Below are 12,148 nucleotides of genomic sequence, written 5' to 3'. Positions count from 1 at the left end.
GCCCGTGTGTTCCAAGTCAGGCGCCGGTGGTGCGCACCGCCAGGCCCACGCGCACGATGCCGGCGCGCTGCAGAGTGTCCATCACCTTGACCACGGCCTCGTACTTGACGCCCTTGTCGGCCGAGATCACCACGGGCACCTGCTGCGAGCCGGCCTGCAGCGCCTTGACCCGCGCGGTCAGTTGCTTGAGGGTGATGCGCTCGCCCTCGCTGTTCACCGCCGTGCCCTCGGCCTGCACCGGTGCGCCGCTGACCTTCAGGCGCAGCGCCTCGGTGCTGTCGAGGATCACCTCGACGACCCGGTCGGGCTGGCGCTGGGCCTGGCCGACGCTGGGCAGGTCGATCACCCCCGGCGTCATCAGCGGGGCGCTGACCATGAAGATGATCAGCAGCACCAGCATCACGTCGATGAAGGGCACCATGTTGATTTCCGAGATCGTGCGGCGGCGCGATCCGGTTCGGCGGGAGGCGACGGCGGCCATGCGCGGTGGTCCTGCGGCGGCGACCGGTCAGCGGGCGTTGCCGCCGCTGGGCGCCTGGGCGACGTTGCGCGCCAGGATGTTGGAGAACTCCTCCATGAAGGTCTCCAACTGGATCGCGATGCGGTCGATGTCGCGGGCGAAGCGGTTGTAGGCGATCACCGCGGGGATGGCGGCAAACAGGCCGATCGCGGTGGCCACCAGCGCCTCGGCGATGCCCGGGGCGACCGTGGCCAGCGTGACCTGCTGCAGGTTCGACAGACCCGAAAAGGCGTGCATGATCCCCCACACCGTGCCGAACAGGCCGACGTAGGGCGACACCGAGCCGACCGTGGCGAGGAAGGAGAGGTTGGACTCGACCGTGTCCAGCTCGCGCTGGAAGCTGGCGCGCATCGCGCGGCGGGCACCGTCGAGCAGCGCACCGCTGTCGGCCACGCGGCGTTCGCGCAGCTTCATGAACTCGCGCATGCCGGCGGTGAAGATGCGTTCCATCGGCGCGCCCTGCTCGGCGCGCCGCTCGCTTTGCGCAAACAGCTCGTTCACCGGCCGGCCGGACCAGAACTCGCGCTCGAATTCATCGTTGTCGCCACGCACCCGGCGCAGGCCGACGAGCTTGCCGAAGATCACCGTCCAGCTGGCCAGCGACACCATCAGCAGGATGGCCATCACGAGTTGCACCACCAGGCTGGCCTGGGTGACGAGGTGCAGGATGTTGAGGTCCTGATTCATGCAGGGTTGATCCGTTCCAGGATGGCGTTGGGGATGCGGCGCGGCCGGAAGTTCCCGGCATCGACGCAGCCGATGCGGATGCGGCCCTCGGCCAGCAGCGTGTCGCCGCGCAGCGCCTGCTGCTGCAGCGCCAGGCTGGCGCGGCCGGCCTCGACGAGCTGCACCGTGATGCGCAGCTCGTCGTCGAGCCGCGCCGGCTGGCGGTACTGCACCGCCGTGTCGGTGACGACGAAGATGGCGGCGTCCGTGTCGCGCATGGCCTGCTGCGAGAAGCCCAGGTCGCGCAGCCACTCGGTGCGGGCGCGCTCGAAGAACTTCAGGTAGTTGGCGTAGAAGACCACGCCGCCAGCGTCGGTGTCCTCCCAGTAGATGCGCACCGGCCAGTGGTACGTCGCTGCCGTACCCATCGTCAGCGGGCCTTCCACAGCAGCCAGGCAGCGAGCACCGCGATGGCCGTGCCCGCCACGGCCCAGATCAGGCTGCGCAGCGGGTGGCTGCTGCTGGGGGCGTCGTCGTCGGGGCCGTGCAGCGCCGGCACCGCAGGAGGGGGGTAGCTAGGCAGGGCACCCAGGCCGCCCAGACCGGTGCTGGGCAGGGGCACGGGGCGGGGCGCCTCGGCGGCGCCCGAGGGCGTTTCCGTGGGGGCCAGGCCGGCCAGCCAGGCGCGCAGCTCGCGCGCCAGCGCACCGGCCGAGCGCTGGCGCTGCGCCGGGTCGCGGGAGATGGCCCGCATCGCAATGGCTTCCAGCGCCGCGGGGACGCCCGCCCGGTACTGGCTGGGCGGCGGCGCATTGCCGGCGCGCACCGCCGCGCGGATCTCCTGCAGCCGGCTGCCCTGGTAGGGCCGCAGGCCGCACAGCAGCTCGTAGAGCACCACGCCGAGCGAGTAGACGTCGCTGCGCTGGTCGCACTCGCGCCCGTCGAACTGCTCGGGCGCGGCGTAGTAGGGCGAGCCCAGTGCCGGGCCGTTGTCGCCATCCTGATGGATCAGCCGGGCGATGCCGAAGTCCAGCACCACCGGGCGGGTGCGCCCGACCATGAAGATGTTGGCCGGCTTGATGTCGCGGTGGATCACGCCCTTGCTGTGCGCGTAGCCCAGCGCGTCGGCGACGCGCCGCACGATCAGCGCAGCCTGCTCGGGCGTGGGCTGCCAGCCGCTGCGCAGCAGCTCGGCCAGGTCCTTGCCGCGCAGCAGCTCCATCGCCAGGTAGGCGCCCTCGCCGGCGATGCCGGCGTCGTGCACCGTGACGATGTGCGGGTGGCTCAGGCGGGCGGCGGCGCGGGCCTCGTCGAGCACGCGCTCGGCGATCGCCTCGCGTTCGGCCGCGGGCATGTGCAGCGGCAGCGTCTTGATGGCCACCTGGCGCGCCAGCACGGTGTCATAGGCCGACCAGACCGTGCCCAGTCCGCCGGAGCCGAGCCGGTGTTCCAGGGTGTAGCGGCCGATCTGGCCCGACAGCGGCATCACGCTGCTGCTCACCGGCGGCGCCTGGGGGCCCGGAGGCGGGTGCAGGCGCTGGGTATCGACGGCGTCCAGGCCGGTATCGCCCAGCGGCAGCGGCGCGCGCGCCAGGGCACGGCGCTCGGCCTCGTCGTCGCTGGGCAGGCGCATCCATTCGCTGTCGAGCGGGCCGGTGAGTTCGGGGCCCAGCTCCCCGGGCATGGTCAATGGCGCCGGCTCGGTGATGGGGCCGGTGGTGTCGCCCAGCGAGGGGTCGGGAGCCAGGGTGGCCACCTCGTCGGTCCAGCTCAGGCCAGGCGCGGTCTCGGTGGTCGCGCGCCGGTCTTCGGCCGCGAGGGCGCGCTCTCGTTCTGGACGGTTCATGGGCGCTGGTGGTTGGGCCGCATCGAAATGCGAAATCGAGACGATACCCCGGATTCAGCCTGCCAGGACACGCTCCAGGCGGCCCAGCGCGCTGCGCAGTTGGGGCAGGGCGCTGGCGAAGGACAGCCGGGCGTAGCGTCCCGTGTCGGCCAGGCCGAAGTCGCGTCCCGGGGTCAGCGCGACGTGGGCACGCTCCATCATGTCGAAGCAGAAGGTCCAGCTGTCGGCGGCGTGGCGGCTCGTGTCGAACCAGACGTAGAAGGCGCCGTCGGGCTGCACCGGCACCGGCAGGCCGAGCGCTTCGAGTGCGGGCACGACGAAGTCGCGGCGCGCGCGCATCTCGTCGCGGCGGCGCTCGCATTCGGCCAGGCTGTCGGGGTGGAAGCACTCCACCGCCGCGTGCTGGGCCACCGACGAGGCGCAGATGTAGAGGTTCTGCGCCAGCTTCTCGATGGGGGCGACCAGCGCGGGTGGCAGCACCAGCCAGCCCAGGCGCCAGCCGGTCATGCCGAAGTACTTCGAGAAGCTGTTGACCACCAGCACATCATCGCCGAGTTCCAGCGCGCTGCGTGCCGCACCGAGCGCCGGGTCGTCGTAGCTCAGGCCGAGGTAGATCTCGTCGACGATCGTCAGTCCGCCGCGCTGGCGCACCGCGGCGACGATGCGCTCCAGCTCGTCGAAGGCGATGCGCGTGCCGGTGGGGTTGGACGGCGAGGCCAGCATCACGCCGCGCGTGGCCGGGCCCCAGGCGGCGTCCACCGAGGCGGCGTCGAGCTGGAAGCGCTGCGCCGGCCCGGCCGGCAACAGCCGCGCGCTGCCCCCGGCCGCCGTCATGAAGTGGCGGTTGCAGGGGTAGCAGGGGTCGGGCATCAGGAATTCATCGCCCGGTTCGACCAGTGCGAGCGTGAGCAGCTGCAGCGCCGCGGAGGCACCGGCGGTGACCACGATGCGTGCCGGGTCGACGGGCACGTTCCAGCGCGTGGCGTACCACTGCGCGATGGCCTCGCGCAGCGCCGGCGCGCCGGTGGCGGGGGTGTACTGCGTGCGGCCGGATTCGATGCAGCGCTGCGCCGCGGCCTGTACGCGCGGCGGTGCGGTGAAGTCGGGCTCGCCGATGTTCAGGTAGATCATCGGCTCGCCGCCGAGCAACGGGTCGCAGGCGGGGCTGCGGGCGATCACGTCGGCCGCCTTGGCGCACTCCATCACCCAGAAGGGCTCGATGACCTCGACGCGCCGGGCCAGGCGCGGCGCGGCCACCGTCGGCATGACCGACATGGTCGACGCGAGGGCGCTCGTCATCCCTTGCGCGGGGCGGGCCGGTAGGCGGCCACCTCGGCGGCGCGCAGGTCCTTGGCGGTGCGGTCGAGCACGCCGTTGACGAACTTGTGGCCGTCGGTGCCGCCGTAGACCTTGGCCAGCTCGACCGCCTCGTTGATGACGACGCGATAGGGCACGTCCAGGCAGTGCTGCAGCTCGTAGGTGCCAATCAGCAGCACGCCGTGCTCGACCGGCGACAGTTCGGTGACCTTGCGGTCCAGGTGCGGCGCAAACTCGGCGTCCAGCATGGCGACCTGCTCGATGCAGCCGCTCAGCAGGGCGTCGAAGTGGGTGCTGTCACAGAGGTTGTACTCGTCCTGCTCGCGGATGTGGGCATGCACCACGCGGGCCTCGGCACGGTTGACCTGCCACTCGTACAGACCCTGCAGAGCCAGCTCGCGAGAGCGGCGGCGGGCCGACTTGGGCCGCGGCGGCTTCTGGGCGGATGGGCTCGGGCCCGCAGGGGCGCCGCGGGTGCCGGGGGTTTCCGAAGGGGCGTTCACGTCAGGTCTCCCAGCAGGTTGGCCATCTCGACCACCACGCGGGCGGCGTCGCGGCCCTTCTCTTCGGCGCGGGCCCAGGCCTGGGCCTCGTTCTCGACGGTGAGGATGGCGTTGGCGACTGGCAGGCCGTGGTCCAGCGACACGCGGGTCACGCCCGCGCCACTCTCGTTGGCGACCAGTTCGAAGTGGTAGGTCTCGCCGCGGATGATGCAGCCCAGGGCGATCAGCGCGTCGTGGTCCTTGGTCTCGGCCAGGGTCTGCAGTGCGATGGGGATCTCCAGCGCGCCCGGCACGGTGACGTGACGGATGTGCTTGCGCGCCACGCCCAGCGCCAGCAACTCGGCGATGCAGCTCTCGGCCAGCTGCTCGGTGATGGCGGCGTTGAAGCGGGCCTGCACGATGGCCACGTGCAGGTCTTCGCCGTTGAGTTCGGCGGTAACGCCCTTGTCTGCACCCTGCATGGGTCGGTCCTCGTTGGTTTGGCGCGACGGCCTCGCCACGGCACCGGCCCGCGCGGGCCGCACCGCGGCGGGAACCTGCCGCCGGGGTTTCAGTCCTGCGTGGAGAGGAAGCCGGTGACTTCCAGCCCGTAGCCCGTCATGCTGGGCATGCGACGGCGGTTGCTCAGCAGCTTCATGCGGCGCACGCCCTGCTGCAGCAGGATCTGCACGCCCACGCCGTAGGTGCGCAGGTCGGCCGCGCTGGGCCGGGCGGTCGCCCCCGACGCGGTGGTCGCGGGGGCGATCAGGCCGAGCAGGGCCTCGGCGTCGTGTCCGGCATTGAGCAGCACGGCGACACCGCGCCCAGCCGCTTGCAGCGCCGTCAACGCCTTGGGCAGGGCCCAGGAGTGGCGGTTGCTGGCGTCCAGCAGGTCCAGCACCGAGAGCGGCTCGTGCACGCGCACCAGCACCTCGTCCTCGGGCTGCCACTGGCCCACGGCCAGCGCCAGGTGGACCTGGCCGGTGCGGTCGCGGTAGGTGCTGCAGCGGAAATCGCCCCAGGGCGTGGTCAGTGCCTGCTCACCCAGGCGCTCGATCAGCGATTCGTTGCGGCTGCGGTAGGCGATCAGGTCGGCGATGGTGCCGATCTTGATGCCGTGCTCCCTGGCGAACACCTCCAGCTCGGGCAGGCGGGCCATGGTGCCGTCATCGTTCATGATCTCGCAGATCATCGACGCGGGGGCCAGCCCGGCCATGCGGGCCAGGTCGCAGCCGGCCTCGGTGTGGCCGGCGCGCATGAGCACGCCGCCGTCCTGCGCCTGCAGCGGGAAGATGTGGCCGGGCTGCACCAGGTCGCGCGGCTGCGTCTCGCGGGCCACCGCCACCTGCACGGTGCGGGCCCGGTCGGCCGCCGAGATGCCGGTGGAGATGCCCTCGGCCGCCTCGATCGACACGGTGAACGCGGTGCCGTGCTTGGTGCCGTTGCGCGGCGCCATCGGCGGCAGCTGCAGGAACTCGCAGCGCTCGCGCGTGAGCGTCAGGCAGATCAGTCCACGGCCGTACTTGGCCATGAAGTTGACCGCCTCGGGGGTCACGAGGTCGGCGGCCATGACCAGGTCGCCTTCGTTCTCGCGGTCTTCCTCGTCAACGAGGATGACCATGCGGCCGGCCGCCATTTCAGCCACCAGCTCAGGAATCGGTGATATCGCCATCCTGGGATTGTAGGCGCCGCGTCAGCCGCCGCGCGCCGCAGGGCCGACGGCCGGGCGCGTGGCGGCGCTTGCGGGGGCCGTCAGGCCGCGTCAGTGAGCCAGCCGGCGAGCCGCCCGCGCGGGCGGGCGAGCACACGCAGGTCGTCGCCGATGCGATCGATGCGTTGAAAGTCGAGCTGCGGCGCGCCGTCGAGCGTGACCAGCGGCCCGAAGGACGCCAGCCCGCGGCCCTGGCCGAGCAGCTTGGGGGCGAGGTAGAGCAGCAGCTCGTCGACCAGGTCGGCGGCGATGAAGGCGCCGTTGAGCGTGTACCCGGCCTCGACGTGCAGTTCATTGACGCCGCGCTGCGCCAGGTCGGCCAGCACGCTGTCCAGGTGCACGCGGGTGCGGGCCTGGTCGTCGGCCACGGAGTCCGGCGGCGGGGCGGGGATGACCTGGATGCGGGCAGGGTCGAAGCCGGGGTCGCAGGCCGGCGCCGCCGCGGTGTAGACCAGCACGTCACCGGGCGGCTGCAGCAGCCGGGCGCTGGCGTCGACGGCCAGGCCGCTGTCGAGCAGCACGCGCAGCGGCTGGCGCGGGCTGGGCACCAGGCGCACGTCCAGGCGCGGGTCGTCGTCGCGCACGGTGCCGATGCCGGTGAGCACCGCGCCGGCGCGCTGGCGCCAGGCGTGGCCGTCGCGCCGCGCATCCGGGCCGGTGATCCACTGGCTGCGGCCGTTGGGCAGGGCGGTCAGCCCATCCAGGCTGGCGGCGATCTTCAGCCGCACCCAGGGCCGGCCACGCAGCACGCGCGAGAAGAAGCCCAGGTTCTGCTCCTGCGCGCGAGCGGCGCCCAGGCCCAGCTCCACCCGCACGCCCGCAGCGGCCAGCCGGACCAGCCCCTGGCCGGCCACCTGGGGAAAGGGGTCACGCAGGCTGGCCACCACGCGGGCGATGCCGGCGGCGAGGAGCGCATCGGCGCAGGGCGGCGTGCGGCCGTGATGGGCGCAGGGCTCCAGCGTGACATAGGCGGTGGCGCCACGCAGGGCCGCATCCCCAGCGGACTCGCGCGCGGCGCGCAGCGCCATCACCTCGGCGTGCGGCCCGCCGGCCTGCTGGGTGTGGCCGCTGCCGAGCACCTGCCCCTGCGGCGTGGCGATGACGCAGCCCACGCGCGGGTTGGGCTCGGTCAGGCCGATGGCCTGTTCGGCCAGGTCCAGCGCGAGCTGCATGTGGGCCTGGTCGGCGGCGCTGTACGCGGTGGGGTCGGTCTGGGTGGGGAAGCTCGGTACAGGGGTCACGGAGATGCAGAGGGACAAGGGGGCGGTGCGCCCCGGAGGCGCACCGCGATGGCGCATTGTCAGGGCTGATGCGCGACCGTGCTGTCATCCACCCAGTTGGCCGGCACGCCCATGCTGGCAGGGGCGTCGCGCGGGCAGCCGGCCGCCGCGCGCACGACGAGGAAGTTCTGGTCCCCCAGCGGTTCGCCGACCCCCGCGTAGCGCAGGGGGTGCTCGCGGTTGTCGATGCGTCCGTTGCCATCGTGGTCGGCGCTGTAGCGGCAGATGCGCAGGGCGCCGTCGCCCCCATCGGCGATGGCCCAGCCCCGCGGCACGACGTCGAGCCGGCCCGACCACTGGGGCGGGTTGCCAGCGGGCTGCACGACGCAGGCGTAGTGCACCACGGTCTGGGCGGTGGCGGCCGGCGGGGCCCCGTCGGGGGCGTCGTCCTCGCATTCCCAGGCCGGGTCGGGGTGGCCGGTGCTGCTCAGGCTCAGGCGCAGGTCGAGGTCCATCGCGCTGCCCAGCGGGTTCTCGGCATCGGTGGCCCTGAGCGTGTCACCCTGAGTGGCAAAGCGCAGCACGCCGGCCAGCAGCAGGCCGCTGATCGCCCGGCAGCCGCTGATCTGCGCCGCGGTGAGGTCGGCGCTGGCGAGCCCGGCGGGGCTCTGGCAGCGCGCCGTCACCTGCGCGGTGGCCGCATCGAAGACCCAGGTCAGGGTGCCGCTGGCGCGCGGCTTGTAGGCGATGCGGCCGTCGCTGAGTTCGCGCGCCGTCACCGGGATGAGCGGGTGCCGGCCGAGTGCACCGAGTCCGCGTTCGTCGCCGCGGCGCAGCAGCAGGGCGCCGATCAGGGCCGGGTCGAGGCCGGCGACCAGCGTGGGCAGCCTGAGCTGCCGGGCTTCGCCGTGGCGGTCGGTCCAGGCGAGTGTCGCCGTGACGGACTTCAGCGCCGGGGCGGCGGCGGGGCTGACCGAGCGCGACCGGGTGTACACGGTGGGCCCGCCCAGGTCGGTGACTTCCTGGGCGGCGAGGTTGCCGATCGCCGACCAGGCCGCACCGCTGCCACCTCCACCACTGCCCCCGCCGCTGTCCAGCCGGGTGTAGGCGCGCAGGGTCTCCAGGTCCTCCTCCGCCAGCCGCAGGGCCTCGGCGCGCTGCCGGGCAACCTCACTGCCATGGCGCAGGTGGAGGTGCAGCCGCATCAGTGCGGCGCTGCCCAGGCCGAGCAGCGCGGTGGCGATCAGCACCTCGATCAGCGCCAGGCCGCCGCGGCGTCGCAGCGTGCAGGCGCGTCGAGCGATGGCGCGGAGAGACGTGGTGGTGGCCATGGCGCTGGCGGCGTTCAGCGGTTGTCGAAGTCCTGCCAGCTGCCCGGCACCGGCAGGTAGGCGCCGGGCAGCTCGCGCAGGCGCTGCAGGATGGCGGCGTCGCGCACCAGTTCCACCGGGCCGGACAGGCTGCTGCTGCCCAGGCTGACCACGGCGCCCTGCAGGCGCGCGCTGCCGCTGGCGGACTGCTGCCACTGGACGCTGGTGGCGATCAGCAGGCCGCGCAGGCGCATCGGTCCGTTGAGCTGCACCGCGCCGCGCACCACCAAGAGCACGGGCCGTGCATCGCTGCCCCAGGTCACCTCGCTGCTGACCTGCAGCGCACCGTCCAGCCAGAGGGCGCGGTGGCCGGCGTCAAGGGCCGCGCTGACCTGGTCAGCGCTGCAGGAGCCAGGGCAGCCCAGGCGCTGCCAGGTCGGCAGGGCCCGCAGTGCACTTTCGGAGAGGCCGAACCAGTGTCGCCACGGGGCATCGCCGCTGCCACCGAGGCTGGCGTCGCCTGCCACGATGCTGTCGGCAGGCGCGCGGCCCGCGGGTGGCAGCAGGCGTGCCAGTGGATCCACGGTCACCCCGGCGCCGCCCTGCACGGTCAGGCCGCCGCTGGACGGGTCGCCGTTGACCAGCGTGGTGCTGGCGCCCACCGCCACCGGGCCGGCGCTGACCAGCGCGGCCGACGGCAGCCGCCGCAGGGCGCCCTGCGCCTGCAGCAGCTGGCGCAGGTCGACGCGGGCATCGACGGCGGCCGTGCCGCCGCAGGCGCTGCCACCGGCGCTGCCGATGCCGCTGCAGCCGGTGACGGCCAGCCGCAGGCTGCCGGGCTGGGGCCCGCGGCTGAAGGCAACGGCAAAGGCCGGCTGGTCGCCCGGCAGCGTGGCCGGGTCGGCGGCGCTCAGCGCGGCATCGCCGCTGGCGGGGCAGCTGCAGGTCCAGCGGGTGCCGCCGGCGTGCACGCAGCCAGGCCGGGCCGCCACGGCCGGGCCGGTCAGGCCGGTGGCGGGGTCGGTGGCCAGGTAGCGCTCGCGCAGGCCGCTGGCCGGGGCGCCTGGGCTGCTGGGGCTGGCGTTGGCCGGCGCGCAGCTGGCATCGATGGCACCGGGGTGGTTGAGCAGGGCGATGGCCCAGTCGCGGCCTGCCTCGGCCGCGTGCAGGGCCAGCGTGGCGCGCACCTGCTGGGCGCTGCTGCGCTGCTCGAAGATCAGTGCGCCGTGGCTGTACAGCAGTGCCAGGCCGAGCCCCATCAGCAGGACCAGCACCAGCGCCAGGGCGCTGCCGCCGCGTTCAGAGCGCCGGGCAGACACCCTGCAACTCCTCGTTGCGCAACCGCAGCGTGTTGCGCAGGCGCCGGCGCACGGCGGGGTCACGCACGTCGCTGGCCTCGATCGTCAGCGTGACGCGGTGGATCAGCAGCCGGGGTGGGCAGTCGGGGTCGGCCGGATCAGGGCAGTGGTCGCTGGGGCACTGGGCCAGCAGGTCGACGCGGTCGGCTTCGTGGCGGATCTCCAGCTCGGTGACGCGCAGCAGCGCCGGGTCGGTGAGGGCCTGCCACTGGTCGCCGCTGCCGGGGGCCAGCGCAGCGCCCGAGACGCGCCACTCCAGCGCGGCGGTGTTGCCGTTCAGGCGCAGGCCGAAGCGCTCGTTGGCGTCGACCACGCCGTTCTCCTCGGCATCGCGGCTGTAGGCGTGGCCCAGGGCTGCCGCCGTGGCCCCTGCGGCCGGGTGCAGGCCGGTGTACGGGTTGGGCTCGGGTTGCCGGCCTGGCTCGGCGGGTGCGCCGCGCTCGGCCTGGCCCCAGTGGCCGGCGCGGCGCAGGTCGCGGCTGGCCAGGTCCATCACCGCGCGCAGGTCCTGGCTCAGCCTGGCCTGGGCCAGCAGCCGGCGCTGCTCGCCGATGTGGGCGATCACCCCGCTCACCAGGCTGCCCACCAGCAGCAGGCCGAGGGCCAGCGCCAGCAGGACCTCGATCAGGGTGAAGCCGGTCGCGCGGGGTGGCGCGCCTAGCCGCAGGCCGGGTAGCGGACCGGGCCGCACGGCGGGTCTCACTGGTTCCAGCAGCGGCGGTTGGCCGCGGCGTCGTTGTCGAGCAGGCTGCTGCCGCCGGAGCGGTAGGTGATCGTGCCGGCGCTGACGTCCACTCGCAGGTGGGTGCAGGGCAGGTCCGCGCCCTGGGCGCCCTGGGCCGTGGCACTCACGCTGTAGCTGCTGGCTTCGCTGCCCGTGGTGCTGGCGGTGGCGAGGGTGTACAGGCCGCTCGGGGCGGTGCTGGCCATCCCCAGACCGCCGCTGCCGAGGCTGCCGGCATAGGTGGGTTGTTCGGCGCGACGGCGCTCCTGGGCCTGCTGGATCAGCGCCACGGCGGTGAGGGCCTCGCTGCGCCGCAGGCGACGCAGGTGCTGCTGGTAGGACGGCAGCGCCAGTGCGGCCAGGATGGCCAGCACCACCAGGCCGATCATCAGCTCGATGGTCGTGAAGCCAGCGGTGCGCCTCAGCATGCCGCCACCCCGGCCACCGGCGAGGCCGGGGTGCAGACCCGCGCCCGGCCAAGCAGGTTGACGACATGGCGCAGGCGGACGCCGTCCGGCGTGGCCAGCTCCCAGCTTCCGGTGGGGGTGACCGTGCCCTGGCGCGGATCGACGCGCATCGAGGCCACATTGGCCTGCACCGCCACCCGCGAGCCGGCCGGCAGCCAGGCACTGCGCAGCAACGCGGCGCCACCCGTGCAGCGGATGGGTTGGGCGGCGTCGCCATCGGCCCGGCAGGCATCGGCATCGCCGCTGTGGATCGCCCAGCCGCTGCCCCCGCTGCCACGCAGCCAGCTCAGCCGCAGCGGCTCATTGCGGCCGATGGCGCTGGCGCGCAGGTACTGCAGGTCGGCCAGCCACTGGGCGGATTGCCCCTGCAGGTGGCGGCGCAGCAGGTAGGCCTGCAGCGAGGGGATGCCGCTCGCCAGCAACCCGCCGAACAGGGCGATGACGAGCAACGCCTCGGTCAGCGTGTGACCTCGGGTGGCGGGGCGTGGGTGGCACTTGGGCATCGCGGCAGGCGGCTGGCTGGGCAA

14 protein-coding genes are annotated in these 12,148 nt (G+C 73.5%); all 14 read right to left on the bottom strand.

The features are described from left to right. Positions 1 to 16: 16 nt before the first annotated feature. Positions 17 to 481 carry a biopolymer transporter ExbD gene (locus tag NGK70_RS20315; RefSeq protein WP_251970291.1) on the bottom strand — a complete coding sequence of 155 codons (465 nt, stop codon included), beginning with the start codon at positions 479 to 481 and terminating at the stop codon, positions 17 to 19. Positions 482 to 508: 27 nt separating this feature from the next. Further along, on the bottom strand, positions 509 to 1,207 hold the full coding sequence (gene tolQ / locus NGK70_RS20310) for a protein TolQ (protein ID WP_251970290.1): 699 nt from the start codon (positions 1,205 to 1,207) through the stop codon (positions 509 to 511). Further along, complete coding sequence (gene ybgC, locus NGK70_RS20305) at positions 1,204 to 1,614, bottom strand: tol-pal system-associated acyl-CoA thioesterase (RefSeq protein ID WP_251970289.1); 411 nt, start codon at positions 1,612 to 1,614, stop codon at positions 1,204 to 1,206. The genes tolQ and ybgC overlap by 4 nt, the downstream gene beginning before the upstream one ends. A gap of 2 nt (positions 1,615 to 1,616) precedes the next feature. Then, complete coding sequence (locus NGK70_RS20300; RefSeq protein WP_251970288.1) at positions 1,617 to 3,032, bottom strand: serine/threonine-protein kinase; 1,416 nt, start codon at positions 3,030 to 3,032, stop codon at positions 1,617 to 1,619. 54 nt (positions 3,033 to 3,086) lie between these two features. Continuing rightward, positions 3,087 to 4,331, bottom strand: coding sequence for a pyridoxal phosphate-dependent aminotransferase (locus tag NGK70_RS20295; protein ID WP_251970287.1), 1,245 nt, complete (start codon positions 4,329 to 4,331; stop codon positions 3,087 to 3,089). Then, positions 4,328 to 4,852, bottom strand: a complete 525-nt coding sequence (nusB, locus tag NGK70_RS20290; protein WP_251970286.1) for a transcription antitermination factor NusB — start codon at positions 4,850 to 4,852, stop codon at positions 4,328 to 4,330. Before nusB ends, NGK70_RS20295 begins: the two co-directional genes overlap by 4 nt. After that, positions 4,849 to 5,313 (bottom strand): 6,7-dimethyl-8-ribityllumazine synthase, encoded by a 465-nt coding sequence (gene ribH / locus NGK70_RS20285; protein ID WP_251970285.1) that lies wholly within the window; start codon positions 5,311 to 5,313, stop codon positions 4,849 to 4,851. Before ribH ends, nusB begins: the two co-directional genes overlap by 4 nt. Positions 5,314 to 5,402: 89 nt before the next feature. Beyond that, complete coding sequence (gene ribBA, locus NGK70_RS20280) at positions 5,403 to 6,503, bottom strand: bifunctional 3,4-dihydroxy-2-butanone-4-phosphate synthase/GTP cyclohydrolase II (protein WP_251970284.1); 1,101 nt, start codon at positions 6,501 to 6,503, stop codon at positions 5,403 to 5,405. An 80-nt stretch (positions 6,504 to 6,583) separates the two neighbouring features. Further along, on the bottom strand, positions 6,584 to 7,714 hold the full coding sequence (gene ribD / locus NGK70_RS20275) for a bifunctional diaminohydroxyphosphoribosylaminopyrimidine deaminase/5-amino-6-(5-phosphoribosylamino)uracil reductase RibD (RefSeq protein ID WP_251973845.1): 1,131 nt from the start codon (positions 7,712 to 7,714) through the stop codon (positions 6,584 to 6,586). Between the two features lie 128 nt (positions 7,715 to 7,842). Then, positions 7,843 to 9,093 (bottom strand): type IV pilus modification PilV family protein, encoded by a 1,251-nt coding sequence (locus NGK70_RS20270; protein ID WP_251970283.1) that lies wholly within the window; start codon positions 9,091 to 9,093, stop codon positions 7,843 to 7,845. Positions 9,094 to 9,107: 14 nt separating this feature from the next. Further along, positions 9,108 to 10,391, bottom strand: coding sequence for a hypothetical protein (locus tag NGK70_RS20265; protein ID WP_251973911.1), 1,284 nt, complete (start codon positions 10,389 to 10,391; stop codon positions 9,108 to 9,110). Then, complete coding sequence (locus tag NGK70_RS20260; RefSeq protein ID WP_251970282.1) at positions 10,372 to 11,121, bottom strand: prepilin-type N-terminal cleavage/methylation domain-containing protein; 750 nt, start codon at positions 11,119 to 11,121, stop codon at positions 10,372 to 10,374. Before NGK70_RS20260 ends, NGK70_RS20265 begins: the two co-directional genes overlap by 20 nt. Before the next feature lie 8 nt (positions 11,122 to 11,129). Beyond that, positions 11,130 to 11,582 carry a type IV pilin protein gene (locus NGK70_RS20255; RefSeq protein ID WP_251970281.1) on the bottom strand — a complete coding sequence of 151 codons (453 nt, stop codon included), beginning with the start codon at positions 11,580 to 11,582 and terminating at the stop codon, positions 11,130 to 11,132. Continuing rightward, positions 11,576 to 12,124, bottom strand: coding sequence for a pilus assembly FimT family protein (locus NGK70_RS20250; protein ID WP_251970280.1), 549 nt, complete (start codon positions 12,122 to 12,124; stop codon positions 11,576 to 11,578). Before NGK70_RS20250 ends, NGK70_RS20255 begins: the two co-directional genes overlap by 7 nt. Positions 12,125 to 12,148 lie beyond the last annotated feature (24 nt).

The organism is Sphaerotilus microaerophilus, assembly GCF_023734135.1.
GTDB lineage: Bacteria > Pseudomonadota > Gammaproteobacteria > Burkholderiales > Burkholderiaceae_C > Sphaerotilus > Sphaerotilus microaerophilus.
This window is presented reverse-complemented; position numbering and strand designations above follow the sequence as displayed.

Excerpts from the sequence above, each read along its gene's own strand:
- NGK70_RS20315 (WP_251970291.1), bottom strand. The coding sequence starts at position 481 with ATGGCCGCCGTCGCCTCCCGCCGAACCGGATCGCGCCGCCGCACGATC.
- tolQ (WP_251970290.1), bottom strand. The coding sequence starts at position 1,207 with ATGAATCAGGACCTCAACATCCTGCACCTCGTCACCCAGGCCAGCCTG.
- ybgC (WP_251970289.1), bottom strand. The coding sequence starts at position 1,614 with ATGGGTACGGCAGCGACGTACCACTGGCCGGTGCGCATCTACTGGGAG.
- NGK70_RS20300 (WP_251970288.1), bottom strand. The coding sequence starts at position 3,032 with ATGAACCGTCCAGAACGAGAGCGCGCCCTCGCGGCCGAAGACCGGCGC.
- NGK70_RS20295 (WP_251970287.1), bottom strand. The coding sequence starts at position 4,331 with ATGACGAGCGCCCTCGCGTCGACCATGTCGGTCATGCCGACGGTGGCC.
- ribH (WP_251970285.1), bottom strand. The coding sequence starts at position 5,313 with ATGCAGGGTGCAGACAAGGGCGTTACCGCCGAACTCAACGGCGAAGAC.
- ribBA (WP_251970284.1), bottom strand. The coding sequence starts at position 6,503 with ATGGCGATATCACCGATTCCTGAGCTGGTGGCTGAAATGGCGGCCGGC.
- ribD (WP_251973845.1), bottom strand. The coding sequence starts at position 7,714 with ATGCAGCTCGCGCTGGACCTGGCCGAACAGGCCATCGGCCTGACCGAG.
- NGK70_RS20270 (WP_251970283.1), bottom strand. The coding sequence starts at position 9,093 with ATGGCCACCACCACGTCTCTCCGCGCCATCGCTCGACGCGCCTGCACG.
- NGK70_RS20255 (WP_251970281.1), bottom strand. The coding sequence starts at position 11,582 with ATGCTGAGGCGCACCGCTGGCTTCACGACCATCGAGCTGATGATCGGC.
- NGK70_RS20250 (WP_251970280.1), bottom strand. The coding sequence starts at position 12,124 with ATGCCCAAGTGCCACCCACGCCCCGCCACCCGAGGTCACACGCTGACC.